Source organism: Shinella sp. SUS2 (assembly GCF_001262505.1).
In the GTDB taxonomy this organism is placed as follows: Bacteria; Pseudomonadota; Alphaproteobacteria; order Rhizobiales; family Rhizobiaceae; genus Shinella.
This window is the reverse complement of record NZ_KQ410726.1, coordinates 252,787-265,883: the sequence shown is the minus strand read 5'-3', so window position 1 is coordinate 265,883 and position 13,097 is coordinate 252,787. Positions and strand designations below refer to the sequence as shown.

Annotated in this window: 13 protein-coding genes; 8 read left to right on the top strand and 5 right to left on the bottom strand. The window is 66.1% G+C overall.

Annotated elements, in window-relative coordinates; genetic code table 11:
• Positions 1-58: 58 nt before the first annotated feature.
• Both AKG11_RS08205 and AKG11_RS08200 read left to right on the top strand, forming a co-directional pair.
• Positions 59-1,213, top strand: a complete 1,155-nt coding sequence (locus tag AKG11_RS08205; RefSeq protein WP_023515238.1) for an MFS transporter — start codon at positions 59-61, stop codon at positions 1,211-1,213.
• Positions 1,214-1,301: 88 nt separating this feature from the next.
• Positions 1,302-1,814, top strand: coding sequence for a ClbS/DfsB family four-helix bundle protein (locus tag AKG11_RS08200; protein ID WP_050743518.1), 513 nt, complete (start codon positions 1,302-1,304; stop codon positions 1,812-1,814).
• 42 nt (positions 1,815-1,856) lie between these two features.
• Here AKG11_RS08200 and AKG11_RS08195 read toward each other — a convergent pair whose 3' ends face one another.
• Positions 1,857-2,249 (bottom strand): hypothetical protein, encoded by a 393-nt coding sequence (locus AKG11_RS08195; protein ID WP_023515240.1) that lies wholly within the window; start codon positions 2,247-2,249, stop codon positions 1,857-1,859.
• Positions 2,250-2,496: 247 nt separating this feature from the next.
• Between AKG11_RS08195 and AKG11_RS08190 the strand changes: the two genes are divergently transcribed.
• Together AKG11_RS08190 and AKG11_RS08185 are read left to right on the top strand one after the other, a co-directional pair.
• On the top strand, positions 2,497-4,062 hold the full coding sequence (locus tag AKG11_RS08190) for a helicase HerA-like C-terminal domain-containing protein (protein ID WP_037407989.1): 1,566 nt from the start codon (positions 2,497-2,499) through the stop codon (positions 4,060-4,062).
• 463 nt (positions 4,063-4,525) lie between these two features.
• Positions 4,526-6,052 (top strand): ABC-F family ATP-binding cassette domain-containing protein, encoded by a 1,527-nt coding sequence (locus AKG11_RS08185; RefSeq protein WP_050743517.1) that lies wholly within the window; start codon positions 4,526-4,528, stop codon positions 6,050-6,052.
• Here AKG11_RS08185 and AKG11_RS08180 read toward each other — a convergent pair.
• The 3 genes from AKG11_RS08180 to AKG11_RS34480 all read right to left on the bottom strand — a co-directional run bounded on the left by AKG11_RS08180 (position 6,041) and on the right by AKG11_RS34480 (position 7,451).
• Positions 6,041-6,799 carry an RES family NAD+ phosphorylase gene (locus tag AKG11_RS08180; protein WP_050743516.1) on the bottom strand — a complete coding sequence of 253 codons (759 nt, stop codon included), beginning with the start codon at positions 6,797-6,799 and terminating at the stop codon, positions 6,041-6,043. The two genes, AKG11_RS08185 and AKG11_RS08180, sit on opposite strands and share 12 nt — an antisense overlap.
• Complete coding sequence (locus AKG11_RS08175; protein ID WP_050743515.1) at positions 6,759-7,136, bottom strand: MbcA/ParS/Xre antitoxin family protein; 378 nt, start codon at positions 7,134-7,136, stop codon at positions 6,759-6,761. The genes AKG11_RS08180 and AKG11_RS08175 overlap by 41 nt, the downstream gene beginning before the upstream one ends.
• A 138-nt stretch (positions 7,137-7,274) precedes the next feature.
• A complete protein-coding gene (locus AKG11_RS34480) occupies positions 7,275-7,451 on the bottom strand; it encodes a hypothetical protein (protein WP_023517002.1) in 177 nt (58 codons plus the stop codon).
• A gap of 241 nt (positions 7,452-7,692) precedes the next feature.
• On the opposite strand from AKG11_RS34480, the gene AKG11_RS08170 reads away from it, so the two are divergent.
• Positions 7,693-9,567, top strand: coding sequence for a methyl-accepting chemotaxis protein (locus AKG11_RS08170; protein ID WP_050743514.1), 1,875 nt, complete (start codon positions 7,693-7,695; stop codon positions 9,565-9,567).
• 73 nt (positions 9,568-9,640) lie between these two features.
• On the opposite strand, the gene AKG11_RS08165 is transcribed toward AKG11_RS08170, so the two are convergent.
• Positions 9,641-10,063: an organic hydroperoxide resistance protein gene (locus AKG11_RS08165; RefSeq protein ID WP_024270860.1), complete on the bottom strand. Its 423-nt coding sequence runs from the start codon at positions 10,061-10,063 to the stop codon at positions 9,641-9,643.
• A 114-nt stretch (positions 10,064-10,177) separates the two neighbouring features.
• On the opposite strand from AKG11_RS08165, the gene AKG11_RS08160 reads away from it, so the two are divergent.
• The 3 genes from AKG11_RS08160 (at position 10,178) to AKG11_RS08150 (ending at position 13,069) form a co-directional block, all read left to right on the top strand.
• Positions 10,178-10,669, top strand: coding sequence for a MarR family winged helix-turn-helix transcriptional regulator (locus AKG11_RS08160; protein ID WP_023515241.1), 492 nt, complete (start codon positions 10,178-10,180; stop codon positions 10,667-10,669).
• A gap of 100 nt (positions 10,670-10,769) precedes the next feature.
• Positions 10,770-12,689 (top strand): sensor histidine kinase, encoded by a 1,920-nt coding sequence (locus AKG11_RS08155; protein ID WP_197283965.1) that lies wholly within the window; start codon positions 10,770-10,772, stop codon positions 12,687-12,689.
• 2 nt (positions 12,690-12,691) lie between these two features.
• Positions 12,692-13,069 (top strand): response regulator, encoded by a 378-nt coding sequence (locus AKG11_RS08150; protein ID WP_050743512.1) that lies wholly within the window; start codon positions 12,692-12,694, stop codon positions 13,067-13,069.
• The last annotated feature ends 28 nt before the right edge of the window (positions 13,070-13,097 follow it).

The following is a 13,097-nucleotide window of genomic DNA, read 5'->3' as shown; positions in this document are numbered from 1 at the left end:
AACAGCGGCCCGATCCGGTATGGAGAAGCGCGCGCCGGTGCGGCGCCGGGAGCCCTTCATGCAGTCCTCGTCGTCAACCGTCTTCTCGCCGGACTGGCCGGCCATTGCCGCCGTCATTCTCGGCGTCACCGCCTTTTCCGTGGCGCAGGGGCTCACCTATCCGCTGATCTCGCTGACGCTGGAGGCGCGCGGTTTCTCGCCGGCGCTGATCGGCGTCAACGCGCTCGCTTTCGCCACCGGCCTTGCCGCCTCGACGCTGCTCCTCGGCAGCCTGACGGCGCGCTGGCGGGCCGACCGGCTGATCATCGCCAGCCTCGTCGGCTGCTCGCTCTGCCTTGCCACCTTCGCGGCCTCCTCCTCGTTTGTGGTCTGGTTCGTCGCCCGTTTCCTGCTCGGCTTCTTCGCCAGCCTCATCTTCATGCTCGGCGAAGCCTGGCTCAGCGCCGCCTGCCCGGACCGGCTGCGCGGCCGGGTCTCCGGCATCTACGGCGCCGGCATGTGCGCCGGTTTTGCCGCCGGCCCGCTCGCCATTCCGCTGCTCGGCAGCGAGGGCGGGCTCGGCTTCGCGCTGACCGCCGTCTATCTCGCCATCGTCGCTTTTGCGACCGCCATGCTGATGTTCTCGACCAGGACCGTGCCGGAGCCTTCCTCGACGGGCGACGTCTTCCGCTTCTTCAGGGCGGCACCGCTGCTCGTCGGCATGGTCTTCGTCTTCGGCTTCGCCGATATCGCCGCCATCTCGGCCATGCCGGTCTATTTCGTGAAGATGGGGCATACGGAGGCCTTTGCGGCGATCAGCGTGACGGTGCTGGCGCTGCCGACGGCGATCGCCCAGCCCTTCATCGGCCTGCTGCTCGACAAGCTGCCGCGCGAACGCGTCGCCATGGCGGCCGTCAGCACCGCGGCGGCGAGCTATCTCATCCTGCCGTCGATGCAGTCGGAAATCGCCATCCTCTCGGTCTTCGCGCTGATGGGCACGGCCACCTTCTCGCTCTACACCTGCGCGCTCACCATGCTGGGCGAACGCTACAGCAGCGCCATGCTGGTGGCCGGCGCCGCCGCCTTCGCCCTCGCCTATGCGGCGGGCAGCGGGGCAGGCTCGGCACTGACCGGCGCAATCATGGAGGCCGGCGGGCCGAAGGCCGGGCCGCTCTCCGTCGGTATCGGGCTGACGCTCTTCACCGCCGCCCTGATGCTGGCACGCCGGCGCTGAGCCCCTCCCGATCCGGCCGCCGCGATTTGACGCATGTCGCCGGCGAAAAACCGCTGTAGGCTCCTGAACGACAGTTTTCAGGGGTATCATGGCCGTTCCGCAGGACAGGGCCGCGCTGATCGCGGCCATCGACACCGAATTCGGCAAGCTTCTGAAAACGCTGGCGGAGGTTCCGGAGACGCGTGTGCACGAGCGCACGATGGAGGGCCATGCCAAGGACACGCGGATGAGCCCCTTCGACCTCGTCGCCTATCTGACGGGCTGGAACGAGCTGGTGCTAAAATGGCTGGCGCGGGACGACGCCGGTGCGCCCATCGACTTTCCGGAAACCGGCTTCAAATGGAACGAGCTTGGCAGGCTCGCCGGAAAATTCTACCGCGACTACGAGGGCCTGCCCTATCCGCACCTGCTGGACCGGCTGCAAACCGCCAAGCAGGCAATTCTCGCCGCGGTGGAGCGGAAGAACGACGCGGCGCTCTACGGACGCTCCTGGTACGAAAAATGGCCTATGGGCAGGATGATCCAGCTCAACACCGCATCCCCCTATGCCAATGCGCGCGGCCGCCTGCGCAAGTGGCTGAAATCCCCGCCATCCGGCTGAGGCGGGAGGCCATCCCGCCGGCGCGGGATGGCGAAGGCCGGATCAGACGAACTGGCTGAGGCCCGGTACGGAGGCGACGACCTCGTCGACAACGTCGGCGCCGGCATGCTCGCGGGCGACCGCCATGGTTTCCTTGGCAAGGCCGGTGATCTCGCCCATGCCGAGGCCTTCGCTCATGAGCTGCTGACCGAGACCCATGACGCCGCCGCCGCCGATGGCGCTCATCAGGCCGCCAAGCAGACCGCCCCCGCCCGTGCCTTCGCCGTTATACTGGGCGACCAGCTCGGAGGCGCCCGGAATGGCCTCGATCATGCGGGCGACCGGGCCGTCGGCGGCCTCGCGCTGCAGGAAGCCGAGCATCATGCCGATGGCCTTTTCCGCCAGGGCGGCGTCGATACCGACGGCATCGGCAACGCGGGTGACGAGTTCGTTCATGGAAAATCCTCCGAAAGGGAATTGACGTTGACGTCAAGGTAAATGAATTCCCCGGCAAACTCAAGCCGGCTGCACGGGGCGTCCACGACCGGGCGGGCGCCCTTTGAAAGCGTGTTGTTCCCGTGCGGGACTATCCTTATAACCTGCCTGAGACGATTCAATGAAAACCTGCCCGGCGCGGCGATCCGCCCGTGGGCAGCGATCGGATCAGAACGGCTTTCGAAGGAGTTTCAACGTGACGGAATCCATTCTTCAGGACGGAAAACTCTATATCGGCACCAGCCGCAAGCCTGACGATACGAACAACAAGCCGGAATATCTGGAGCTGAAGTTCGGCAACCGCCACGGCCTCGTGACGGGCGCGACGGGCACCGGCAAGACGGTGACGCTGCAGATCCTCGCCGAAGGCTTTTCCAATGCCGGCGTGCCGGTGTTCTGCGCCGACGTGAAGGGCGACCTCTCTGGCATCGGCGCCATCGGCGAGGCCAAGGACTTTTTGCAGAAGCGCGCCGACCAGATCGGCCTTTCGCCCTACGAATTCCAGCAGTTCCCGGTGATCTTCTGGGACCTCTACGGTGAGAAGGGCCACCGCGTCCGCACCACCATTTCCGAGATGGGCCCGCTGCTGCTCTCGCGTCTGATGAACGCGACGGACGCGCAGGAAGGCGTCATCAACATCGCCTTCAAGATCGCAGACCAGGGCGGCCTGCCGCTGCTCGACCTGAAGGATTTCCAGGCGCTGCTCAACTATATGGGCGAGAACGCCTCGACGCTCTCCAGCCAGTTCGGTTTCATCTCCAAGGCCTCCGTCGGCTCGATCCAGCGCGAATTGCTGATCCTCGAACAGCAGGGCGCCGAGCAGTTCTTCGGCGAGCCAGCGCTGAAGATCTCCGACATCATGCGCACCACCAATGACGGACGCGGCGCGATCTCGGTCCTGGCGGCCGACAAGCTGATGATGAACCCGCGCCTCTACGGCACGTTCCTGCTCTGGATGCTCTCGGAACTGTTCGAGGTGCTGCCGGAAGTGGGCGATCCCGACAAGCCGAAGCTCGTCTTCTTCTTCGACGAGGCGCATCTTCTGTTCAACGACGCGCCGAAGGTGCTCACCGAGCGCGTCGAACAGGTCGTGCGCCTCATCCGCTCCAAGGGCGTCGGCGTCTACTTCGTCACGCAGAACCCGCTCGACGTGCCGGAAACCGTGCTCGCCCAGCTCGGCAACCGCGTGCAGCATGCGCTGCGCGCCTATACGCCGCGCGAGCAGAAGGCGGTGAAGACCGCGGCCGACACCTTCCGCCCCAACCCGGATTTCAATTGCGCCGAGGTCATCACCAATCTCGGCACCGGCGAGGCGCTCGTCTCGACGCTCGAAGGCAAGGGTGCGCCTTCCATGGTGGAGCGCACGCTGATCCGCCCGCCGGCCTCGCGCCTCGGCCCGGTTACCGAGGCCGAGCGCAAGGAGATCATGGGCGTCAGCCCCGTCGCCGGCCTCTATGACGAGGATTTCGACCGCGAATCCGCCTACGAGATCCTCACCGCCCGCGCCAAGAAGGCCGCCGAAGCCGCCGCCGCGCAGGAGCAGGCGGAAGAGCAGCAGGCAGACACCCCGTCCTCCGGCGGCAGCCGCTGGACCCTGCCCGGTTTCGGCGACGACGAGCCCGCCGCCCAGCCCGCCCCCAAGCAGCCGAAGGCCCGCTCCGGCTACCAGCGCGAGACGGTGGCGGAAGCGGCGATGAAGTCCGTGGCGCGCACCGTCGCCTCCTCGCTCGGCCGGGCGCTGGTGCGCGGCATCCTCGGGAGCCTGCGGCGGTAGGCGCTGCGGGCGCGGCGCGGCTCCTCATCCGGCTGCCGCCACCTTCTCCCCGCAGGCGGGGAGAAGGGGATGCCGATCCGGTTTCCCGCAAGAGGGGCCGGCGGAAATAGGACGGGACCTTGCCACAAATCCCTTCGCCCCGCTTGCGGGGAGAAGGTGGCGGCAGCCGGATGAGGGGCGCCTCCCCGCGCTTGCCAAACACCGCAGGCCAATGCTATCCCTTCCCCGTTCGCAACACGTAAGAGAGGGCTGCGCGTGAAATACGAATTTCTGCCACACCGTACGCACGGCCCTGATCTTGCCCTGCAGATGCGTTTGCAGGGCTGATCGGAACGAACACACTCTTCTTCTGGTCCGCCTTACCCGGCGGATGCGGTCACTCCGCATCCGTGTCCCCTGAGCCTTTTCGCGTGATCGACGGCCGATGCCGCGCCGCGGGGCTCCGAAGACCAGAGATCGTTCCATGTCGCTCATCAATATCCGCGCCCTCGGCGTCACCGTCTCCACCCCGCTTTTCGCCAATCTCAACCTCGCCGTCGCCGCCGGCGACCGGATCGGCCTCGTGGCGGCCAACGGGCGGGGAAAATCCACCCTGCTCAAATGCATCACCGGCGCATTCGAACCGACGACAGGCGAGATCACCCGCGCGCGCGGCCTCACCGTCGGGCATATGGAGCAGAACCTTCCGACCGGCCTCGACGCGCTGACCTTCCGCGAGGCCGTGCTCGGCGCGCTTTCTGCCGAACAGCAGGAGAGCGAAAGCTGGCGGGCCGATGTCACGCTGGAGGAGCTGGAGGTGCCCGAGACGCTGCGCGAGCGGCCGCTCCGCCAGCTCAGCGGCGGCTGGCAGCGCATCGCGCTGATCGCCCGCGTGCGCGTCGGCGAGCCGGACGTGCTGCTCCTCGACGAGCCGACCAACCATCTCGACCTCTCGAAGATCGCCCGGCTGGAGGGATGGCTCGCCAGCCTGCCGCGCGACATGCCGGTCGTCATCTCCAGCCACGACCGCGCCTTCCTCGACGCCGTGACCAACCGCACGCTGTTCCTGAGGCCCGAGCGCTCGCAACTCTTCACGTTGCCCTATTCGCGCGCCCGGGCGGCGCTCGACGAGGCGGACGCGGCCGAGGAGCGGCGCTTCGAGAAGGACATGAAGGTTGCCCAGCAGCTGCGCCAGCAGGCCGCCAAGCTCAACAATATCGGCATCAACTCCGGCAGTGACCTCCTGGTGGTCAAGACCAAGCAGCTGAAGGAACGGGCCGAGCGGATCGAGGATGCCGCGCGCCCCGCCCACCAGGAGCGCTCGGCCGGCGCCATCCGCCTCGCCAACCGCGGCACCCATGCCAAGGTGCTGGTGACGCTGGAGGACGCCGCCGTGGAGACGCCGGATGGCACCCTCCTCTTCCGCACGGACCAGAAGTTCATCTGCCAGGGCGACCGCATCGTGCTGCTCGGCCTCAACGGAGCCGGCAAGACGCGGCTCGTCCAGCGGCTGCGCGCGGCGATCGCGGCAGCGGGCGCCGGTCAGGAGGGTATCAAGGCGACGCCCTCGCTGGTGCTCGGTTATGGCGACCAGGCGCTTTCGGACCTTTCGGACGCCGAGACGCCGCACGGCACGATCATCCATCGCTTCGACATCGGCGACCAGCGGGCGCGCAGCCTTCTGGCCGGCGCCGGGCTCTCCATCGAGCAGCAGGGGCGGCCGGTCGGCCAGCTCTCCGGCGGGCAGAAGGCGCGGCTCGGCATGCTGGTGCTGCGGCTGACCAACCCGAACTTCTATCTGCTCGACGAGCCGACCAACCATCTCGACATCGAGGGCCAGGAGGCGCTGGAGCGGGAGCTGACGGCAAACGAGGCGAGCTGCCTCATCGTCTCGCACGACCGCGCCTTCGTGCGGTCGGTGGCCAACCGCTTCTGGGTGATCGAGAAGCGGCGGCTCATCGAGGTGGACGGACCCGAGGACTTCTTCGCCGAGGCGGCCCTATCCGCCTGAAACGATGCGCGGGTCGCCACGAAAATCCTCGCGGGAGAAGCCGATGCGGCGCGGCGGGTGGTCGCACAGCGCCTGCACGCCAAGCCGCGAAAGCCGGATGCGCCAGGTCTGGCGCTCCACCGGCTTTGGCGCAGCGAAGGCAGAGGCGGTGAGAAGTGCCATGTTGGTGCCGCCGGCCGGATCGCGCACCGAGCGATAGAGGATGGCGGCAAGGCCGGCCGCCCGCGCACCGTCGGCCAGCGACTGGCAGGCGGCGTAGTCGGTCGGGTGCGTCCACACGGCCGCATCGCGGTCGAGCGGTGGGGCGGTAAGGTCGAGCGCCCCGCCGGTCTCGACCAGGGCGGAAAACGCGGTGTAGTCGGCAGCGTTGGCCGGCAGCGGCGTTGCGGGCGACTCGGCGAAGAACAGCAGCCGGTAGAAGGCCATTTCGGAAAGCGCCGTCTCGACGGAAAGCCCGGCATAATAGATGCCGAGCGTGCGCCCGGCGCGGCGGAAACGCGAGCCGTGCGGATAGACGGCGCCGTAGCGGAACGGGGTCGCGAGCAGATAGTCGAGACCGGCGCACTCCGGCGGCAGCACCGGCTTGCTCTCCTCCAGAAGGTCCTCCAGCAGCGCCTGCTCGTCCAGCGTATCGACGAGTTTCAGCGTCGAGACGCGGTGCTGCGCCTCGACGAAACGCCAGACGGGCCCCGCAAAGGGCCGCGCCTCAGACGAGAGCGCGGCGGGCGTCCAGATAGGCGAGGACATCGACGAGGCCGGAAATGGAAACGATGCGGTCGACAGGGCGTTCGCCGAGCACGGTGTTGTCCGCCGTCATCCAGGCGCGGGCGACAGCCTCGTCGCCACCGGTGACGGCATCGAGCGAGCGGAAGAGGCGCACGAGCAGCACCGCCAGCTCGAACGGCTTGGTGCCACGCTCCAGAAGCACGTCCTGCCGCTTCAGCCGGGAGACCGTCGCCTCCGAGACGCCGATGACCGCCGAGAGGATGCGCGCCGTCAACCCCAGCCGCTCCGCCGCATTGACGGCCGCCTTGGTGAGCACGGCGCCTTCGGCATTGGCCTTTGCGATGGGCTTGCGTTGCATGGCGCGATCTCCTTTCATGAGAAACAATGTAGCAATTCTTTTTCTCATGACAAGCTGATCGAGCGCCCTCCCCGCACGACAAAAGGCCCGGAGGCTGGGGCTCCGGGCCTTTCGCTCAAAGGTCTGTGCCGGGGACGCTTACTTGCAGACCTTGATCTTCTTGATGATGACGTTGCCGTAATAGTCGTAGGACTTCACTTTCTTGATGAAGCAATGCGGCTTGTAGCCATAGCTGTAATATCCGGCCTGCGAGGGGGCCGCGAAGGAAACGGCGGCAACGAGGGCGACGGTGGCGGAAACGATGATCTTGCGCATGGGGTCTCTCCTGATCTCTCTTGGATGAGCCTCTCTCATCCGGTGACCAGAAGGTCGCACATCGCCGCGCCCGCCGCTGTTTCGCATGGAACAGGGCCCGCGGGCCGGCCACGCCACAGCGACTGAGCGATTACCGAAAGGTAAATACAACCATAATTAGATATTTCTAAATTTAATATATGCTAAATAAAATTTCTCTACCGTTTACCATCTCCACGGTTCAGAACGGTAAGGCCTTCCCATGCAGATCTCCACGAAACTCAGTGCGGTGACGCTCGTCCTGACGCTGCTGCTCGCCGGCGCCACGCTTTCCACCTATCTCGTTCTCAATGCCATGTCGGCCTCGATGAGCACCATCGTCGTCGACCGGCTGCAGCCCGCCGCAAGCCTGAAGAAGGTCGGCGACCTCTATGCCGTCAACATCGTCGACACCGCCCACAAGGTGCGCAGCGGCGCGCTCGGCTGGGAGGAAGGACAGCGGCTGAACACGGAGGCGCTGGCGACCATCCAGACGATCTGGGACAGCTATGCCGCCTCCTACCTTACCGACGAGGAGCGCGGCCTCGTCGGCCAGATGAGCGCCGAAATGCAGAAGCAGGCCGGCAGCATCCAGGACCTCATCGCGATCCTGAAGGCCAGGGACAAGGCGGCGCTCGATGCCTATGTGGAAACGCGGCTCTACCCGACGATCGACCCGATCGGCACCTATGTCGCGGCCCTGGTCGACCTGCAGATCCGCGTCGGCGAGGAGGAATTCGCCAAGGCCAGCGCCACCAAGACCTTCAACCTCGTCCTGCTGTCGATCTTCGGCGCGGTGGCGCTCGCCGTCTCCGCCCTCGCCTTCTGGATCATCATCGCCGGCGTCTCGCGCCCGCTGAAGACGATCACCGCGATCATGCAGACGCTCGCCCGCGACGTCACCGATTTCGAGGTGCCCTTCCGCGGCCGCAAGGACGAGATCGGCAGCATTGCCGGCGCGGTCGAGATCTTTCGCCAGTCGGCGATCGACAAGCACCGGCTGGAGCGCGCGGCCGAGGCAAACCGCCTGCAGGCGGAGGCCGACCGGGTGCGCCTGCAGGACGAGGCGGAGGCGGCCGCGCAGAAACGCCTGCAGGAGGCGACCGCCGGTCTTGCCGCCGGCCTGCGCCGCCTTGCCGCCGGAGACCTCTCCTTCCGGCTGAACGATGCTTTCGCGCCGGATTTCGAGCAGCTGCGCAGCGACCTCAATGCCGCCGTGGGCCAGCTCGGCGAAGCGCTCGGCGCCGTCGCGCAGTCGGTCGAGGAGATGGATACGGGCACCCGCGAGATCAGCCACGGTGCCGACGCGCTCTCCCGGCGCACCGAGCAGCAGGCCGCCTCGCTCGAGGAAACCGCCGCCGCGCTCGACGAGATCACCGCCAATGTCGGCAATTCGACGCGACGGGCGGAAGAGGCCCGCACGGTGGCGGTGGAAGCCAACGGCTCGGCCAGCCATTCCGGCGAGATCGTCGCGAGGGCCGTCAACGCCATGCAGCGCATCGAGCAGTCTTCGGGCCAGATCTCCAGCATCATCGGCGTGATCGACGAAATCGCCTTCCAGACCAACCTTCTGGCGCTGAATGCCGGCGTTGAGGCCGCGCGCGCCGGGGAAGCCGGCAAGGGCTTTGCCGTCGTCGCCCAGGAGGTGCGCGAGCTTGCCCAGCGCTCCGCCCAGGCGGCAAGGGAGATCAAGGAGCTCATCCGCAACTCCGAAACCGAGGTGCGCAACGGCGTGAAGCTGGTCAGCGACACCGGCGAGGCCCTGCAGGCGATCGGCGGCCATGTCGCGACGATCAACCAGCACATGGAGGCGATCGCCGTCTCCGCCCGCGAACAGTCCGTCGGGCTCTCGGAGATCAACACGGCCGTCAACCAGATGGACCAGACGACGCAGCAGAATGCCGCCATGGTGGAGGAAACCAACGCCGCCTCCGCAACGCTGGTGGCGCAGGCCGAAAAGCTGCGGCAGCTGATCGGCCGCTTCACGCTCGCGCAGCCGGCCCGCGTGGCACAGGCCGCACCGCAGCGCATCGCGCAGGCCCGGCCCCGCCTTGCCGGCAACACGGCCCTGAAGGCGGAGAGCTGGGAAGAGTTCTGATCTGCCCCAAGGACACAAAAAGGCCGCCCGGGACATGTTCCGGGCGGCCTTTTTCGTTTGGCTCGCAAGCCGATCAGACGACGGTGGTCTTGACGTCCAGATTGCCGCGGGTGGCGTGGCTGTAGGGGCACACGACATGGGCCTTCTTGGCGAGGTCCTCGACCACGGCCTTGTCGACGCCGGGCACGGAGACTTCGAGCGCGGCTTCGAGGCCGAAACCGCCGCCATCTTCGCGCGGGCCGATGCCGACGGTCGCCGTGACCTTGGCGTCATCGGGGATCTTTACCTTTTCCTTGCCGGCGACGAACTTCAGCGCGCCGAGGAAGCAGGCGGAGTAACCGACAGCGAAGAGCTTTTCCGGGTTGGCGCCGGCCGCGCCGTCACCACCGAGTTCCTTCGGCAGGGTGAGCGTGACGTCGACGGTGCCGTCTTCGGTTGCGCCATGGCCGGCGCGGCCGCCGGTTGCAGAAGCCTTGGTTCTGTAGAGAATGGGCATGGGATGTCTCCTTCCGGGTTTCGTTGCTGATGGAATCTAGATAGCGCAAAATTAGATTGCGCGCAATATGATTTTGCAAATTGCAATTTTGGCCGTTTGTGCGACAATGGCACCATGACCGACAAACGTGACGAAGCTGAGACGGACGATATCCCCGCGGGCATGCTGGCCCTCGACCAGCAGCTCTGTTTCGCCGTCTATTCGGCCGCCCATGCGCTGAACCGCACCTACAAGCCGCTGCTCGATCCCTATGGCCTCACCTATCCGCAATATATCGTGCTGATGACGCTGTGGGAGGAGGACGGGCGCACGGTGAAGGCGCTGGGCACGACACTCGGCCTTGATTCCGGCACGCTCTCCCCTCTCCTCAAGCGGCTGGAGGCGGCCGGCTACATCCACCGTGCCCGCGACCGGAGCGACGAGCGTCAGGTCCTCATCACCCTCACCGACAAGGGCCATGCGATGAAGCGCGAGGCCGTGGCGATCCGCATGCAGATCGGCAAGGCGACGGGCTGTTCGGTCGAGGCCCTGCAGGCCCTGACCGCGGATCTGCAAACCCTCACCGGGCAGCTCGACACCGGCACGACGCGGGACGATGCCGCCTGACCGGCGGAAATTTTACCGTATCCTTCCCCTACGGCACCTGTTCGCGATGCAACCTTCACGCTAGAGTGCGCGCGGCGGTCGAACCGCGATGGGGGCACTCTTGAATTCTGCATGGTCCTGGCAAAGGGCGAACGTCGCGGCGGGCCTTTGGTGCATCGTCGTGGGCACCGTCATGGTGGCGATCTGGCTTGCGGAGCCCGTCGACCTGGCGAAGCGCCATCCCTACCTGTTCGGCATGAAGTTCAATGCGGCCCTCGCCTTCGCCATCGTCGGGCTCGCGCTCCTTCTTTCCACACGCGGCCTCGCGCGCCTGCCGGCACTGATGATGCTGCCGGTCTTCCTCTACGGCGCACTGGCCCTCTCCCAGCATGTCTTCGGCATCGATGCGGGCATCGACACGCTGCTGCACACGCCGTTCGTCGATATCGGCACCAGCCTGCCGGGGCGGATCGCCCCCAACACGGCGCTCTGCCTGATGCTGGTCAGCCTGGCTCTGGCGCTGCGGGCCCTGTCCGGCCGCAACAGCATGATGCAGATAGCGCTCGGCTTCGTCACCTTCATCATCGCGGCGGCCGCCCTGATCGGCTACGCGATCTCGCTGGACTTCGCCCACGACTGGGTGCGCTTCACGCGCATGTCCTTCCAGAGCGGGAGCTGCTTCGTCGCCGTCAGCGTCGCGCTCATCTTCGTGGGCACGGAAGAGACCGGCCAGGACCGGTTGACGCTTGCCGGCGTGCTCGGCCTTGCCACCTACCTTCTCCTGCTCGGCATGGCCTATTACGAGCTGGAGCGCTACGAGGCCTCGTTCGGCATCACCTTCTCGGGCGACGGCACGAATGCCCGCGCGACGCTCTCCTCGCTGGTGCTGATCTCCGGCCTTCTCTACGGCGCGCTCGTCGCGCACCTCTATTTCTCGTCCCGTCGTGCGCGGCGCATGGCAGCGGATCTCGCAGAAAGCCGCGCCCGGCTCACGGCCATCATCGACAACGCGGTGGACGGCATCATCACCATCGACGACCGCGGCCTCATCCTCTCGGCCAACCCGGCCTGCACGCGCATCTTCGGCTTTTCGCCGGAGGAGATGATGGGGCGCAACGTCAAGATGCTGATGCCCGAGCCCTATCACGGCGAGCACGACCGCTACATTTCCAACTACAACCACAGCGGCGAGGCGAAGATCATCGGCATCGGCCGCGAGGTGGAGGGCCGGCGCAAGGACGGCAGCATTTTCCCGCTCGACCTTGCCGTCGCCAAGCTGGAGCTCGACGGCGCGGTCATCTACAGCGGCATCGTGCGCGACATTTCCGAGCGCAAGGCGAGCGAGCAGGCGCTGATCGAGGCCAATGCCGAACTGGAGGAGTTCGCCTACCGTACCTCGCACGACCTGCGCTCGCCGATCGCCTCCTCGCTCGGCCTGCTCACCATTTCCAGGGACATGCTGGCGGAAGGCGAGATCACGGCGCTCGGCCAGACATTGCAGCGCATGGAGAAGAATTTCCGCCGGCTCGATCACCTGATCCAGAACATCATCACCATCACCCGCAACCGGCTGATGGAGGAGGAAGAGCGGCCCATCGCGCTGCGGGCGCTCGTGTCCGAGGCGGTCGACGCGCTGTCGCATCTTGAGGATTCCAAGCGGATCCGCATCGAAAATCATGTGCCGGCGGAATTGACAATCCTAAGCAAGCCGTCGAAATTCCAGGTCATCGTCGGCAACATGCTCTCCAACGCGGTCAAGTATCACGACCCGATGGAAGCTGAGCCGGTGATCGACATCCGCGCCTTCCGCTATGCCGGCAAGCTGCGGCTGTCGGTGGAAGACAACGGCCTGGGCGTTCCGCCCGCAAGCCGCCATTTGTTGTTCAAGATGTTCAAACGGCTACACCCGAACCGATCCTTCGGCAGCGGGCTCGGCCTCTACATATTGAGAAAGAGCACGGAAGCCCTCGGCGGCACGGCGCTCTATGAAGCTAGAGATAAGGGCAGCCGGTTCATCATAGAACTGCCCGACGGGGACTGAGCATGAATATCCAATCGATCCTGATCGTCGATGACGATGAGAACGACCAGTTCATCTGTGAATACACCATCCGCAAATACGATCCGTCGATCCGCATCCTGAAGGCGTTCGACGGTGCGGAGGCGCTCGACCTCCTGCACCGCGAGACGCCCAACGCCATCATCCTCGACATCAACATGCCCGTCATGAACGGCTTCGAATTCCTCGACCGCTATGCCGAGGAATTCGAGGTGCACGCCCCCGTCGTCGCCATGCTGACGAGCTCCCATCTCGGCAAGGACCGCGAACGGGCGATGCAATACAGCTTCGTGAAAAGCTATTTCGAAAAACCCCTGCAGGCCGATCACCTGCGCATCATGGCGGAACTGCTCGACGAATAGCGCCGGCGGGAGGGGCGCCGGTCCGGAT

Coding starts and splice junctions, on each gene's coding strand:
- AKG11_RS08205 (WP_023515238.1), top strand. CDS start 59: ATGCAGTCCTCGTCGTCAACCGTCTTCTCGCCGGACTGGCCGGCCATT.
- AKG11_RS08200 (WP_050743518.1), top strand. CDS start 1,302: ATGGCCGTTCCGCAGGACAGGGCCGCGCTGATCGCGGCCATCGACACC.
- AKG11_RS08195 (WP_023515240.1), bottom strand. CDS start 2,249: ATGAACGAACTCGTCACCCGCGTTGCCGATGCCGTCGGTATCGACGCC.
- AKG11_RS08185 (WP_050743517.1), top strand. CDS start 4,526: ATGTCGCTCATCAATATCCGCGCCCTCGGCGTCACCGTCTCCACCCCG.
- AKG11_RS08180 (WP_050743516.1), bottom strand. CDS start 6,799: ATGTCCTCGCCTATCTGGACGCCCGCCGCGCTCTCGTCTGAGGCGCGG.
- AKG11_RS08175 (WP_050743515.1), bottom strand. CDS start 7,136: ATGCAACGCAAGCCCATCGCAAAGGCCAATGCCGAAGGCGCCGTGCTC.
- AKG11_RS34480 (WP_023517002.1), bottom strand. CDS start 7,451: ATGCGCAAGATCATCGTTTCCGCCACCGTCGCCCTCGTTGCCGCCGTT.
- AKG11_RS08170 (WP_050743514.1), top strand. CDS start 7,693: ATGCAGATCTCCACGAAACTCAGTGCGGTGACGCTCGTCCTGACGCTG.
- AKG11_RS08165 (WP_024270860.1), bottom strand. CDS start 10,063: ATGCCCATTCTCTACAGAACCAAGGCTTCTGCAACCGGCGGCCGCGCC.
- AKG11_RS08160 (WP_023515241.1), top strand. CDS start 10,178: ATGACCGACAAACGTGACGAAGCTGAGACGGACGATATCCCCGCGGGC.
- AKG11_RS08150 (WP_050743512.1), top strand. CDS start 12,692: ATGAATATCCAATCGATCCTGATCGTCGATGACGATGAGAACGACCAG.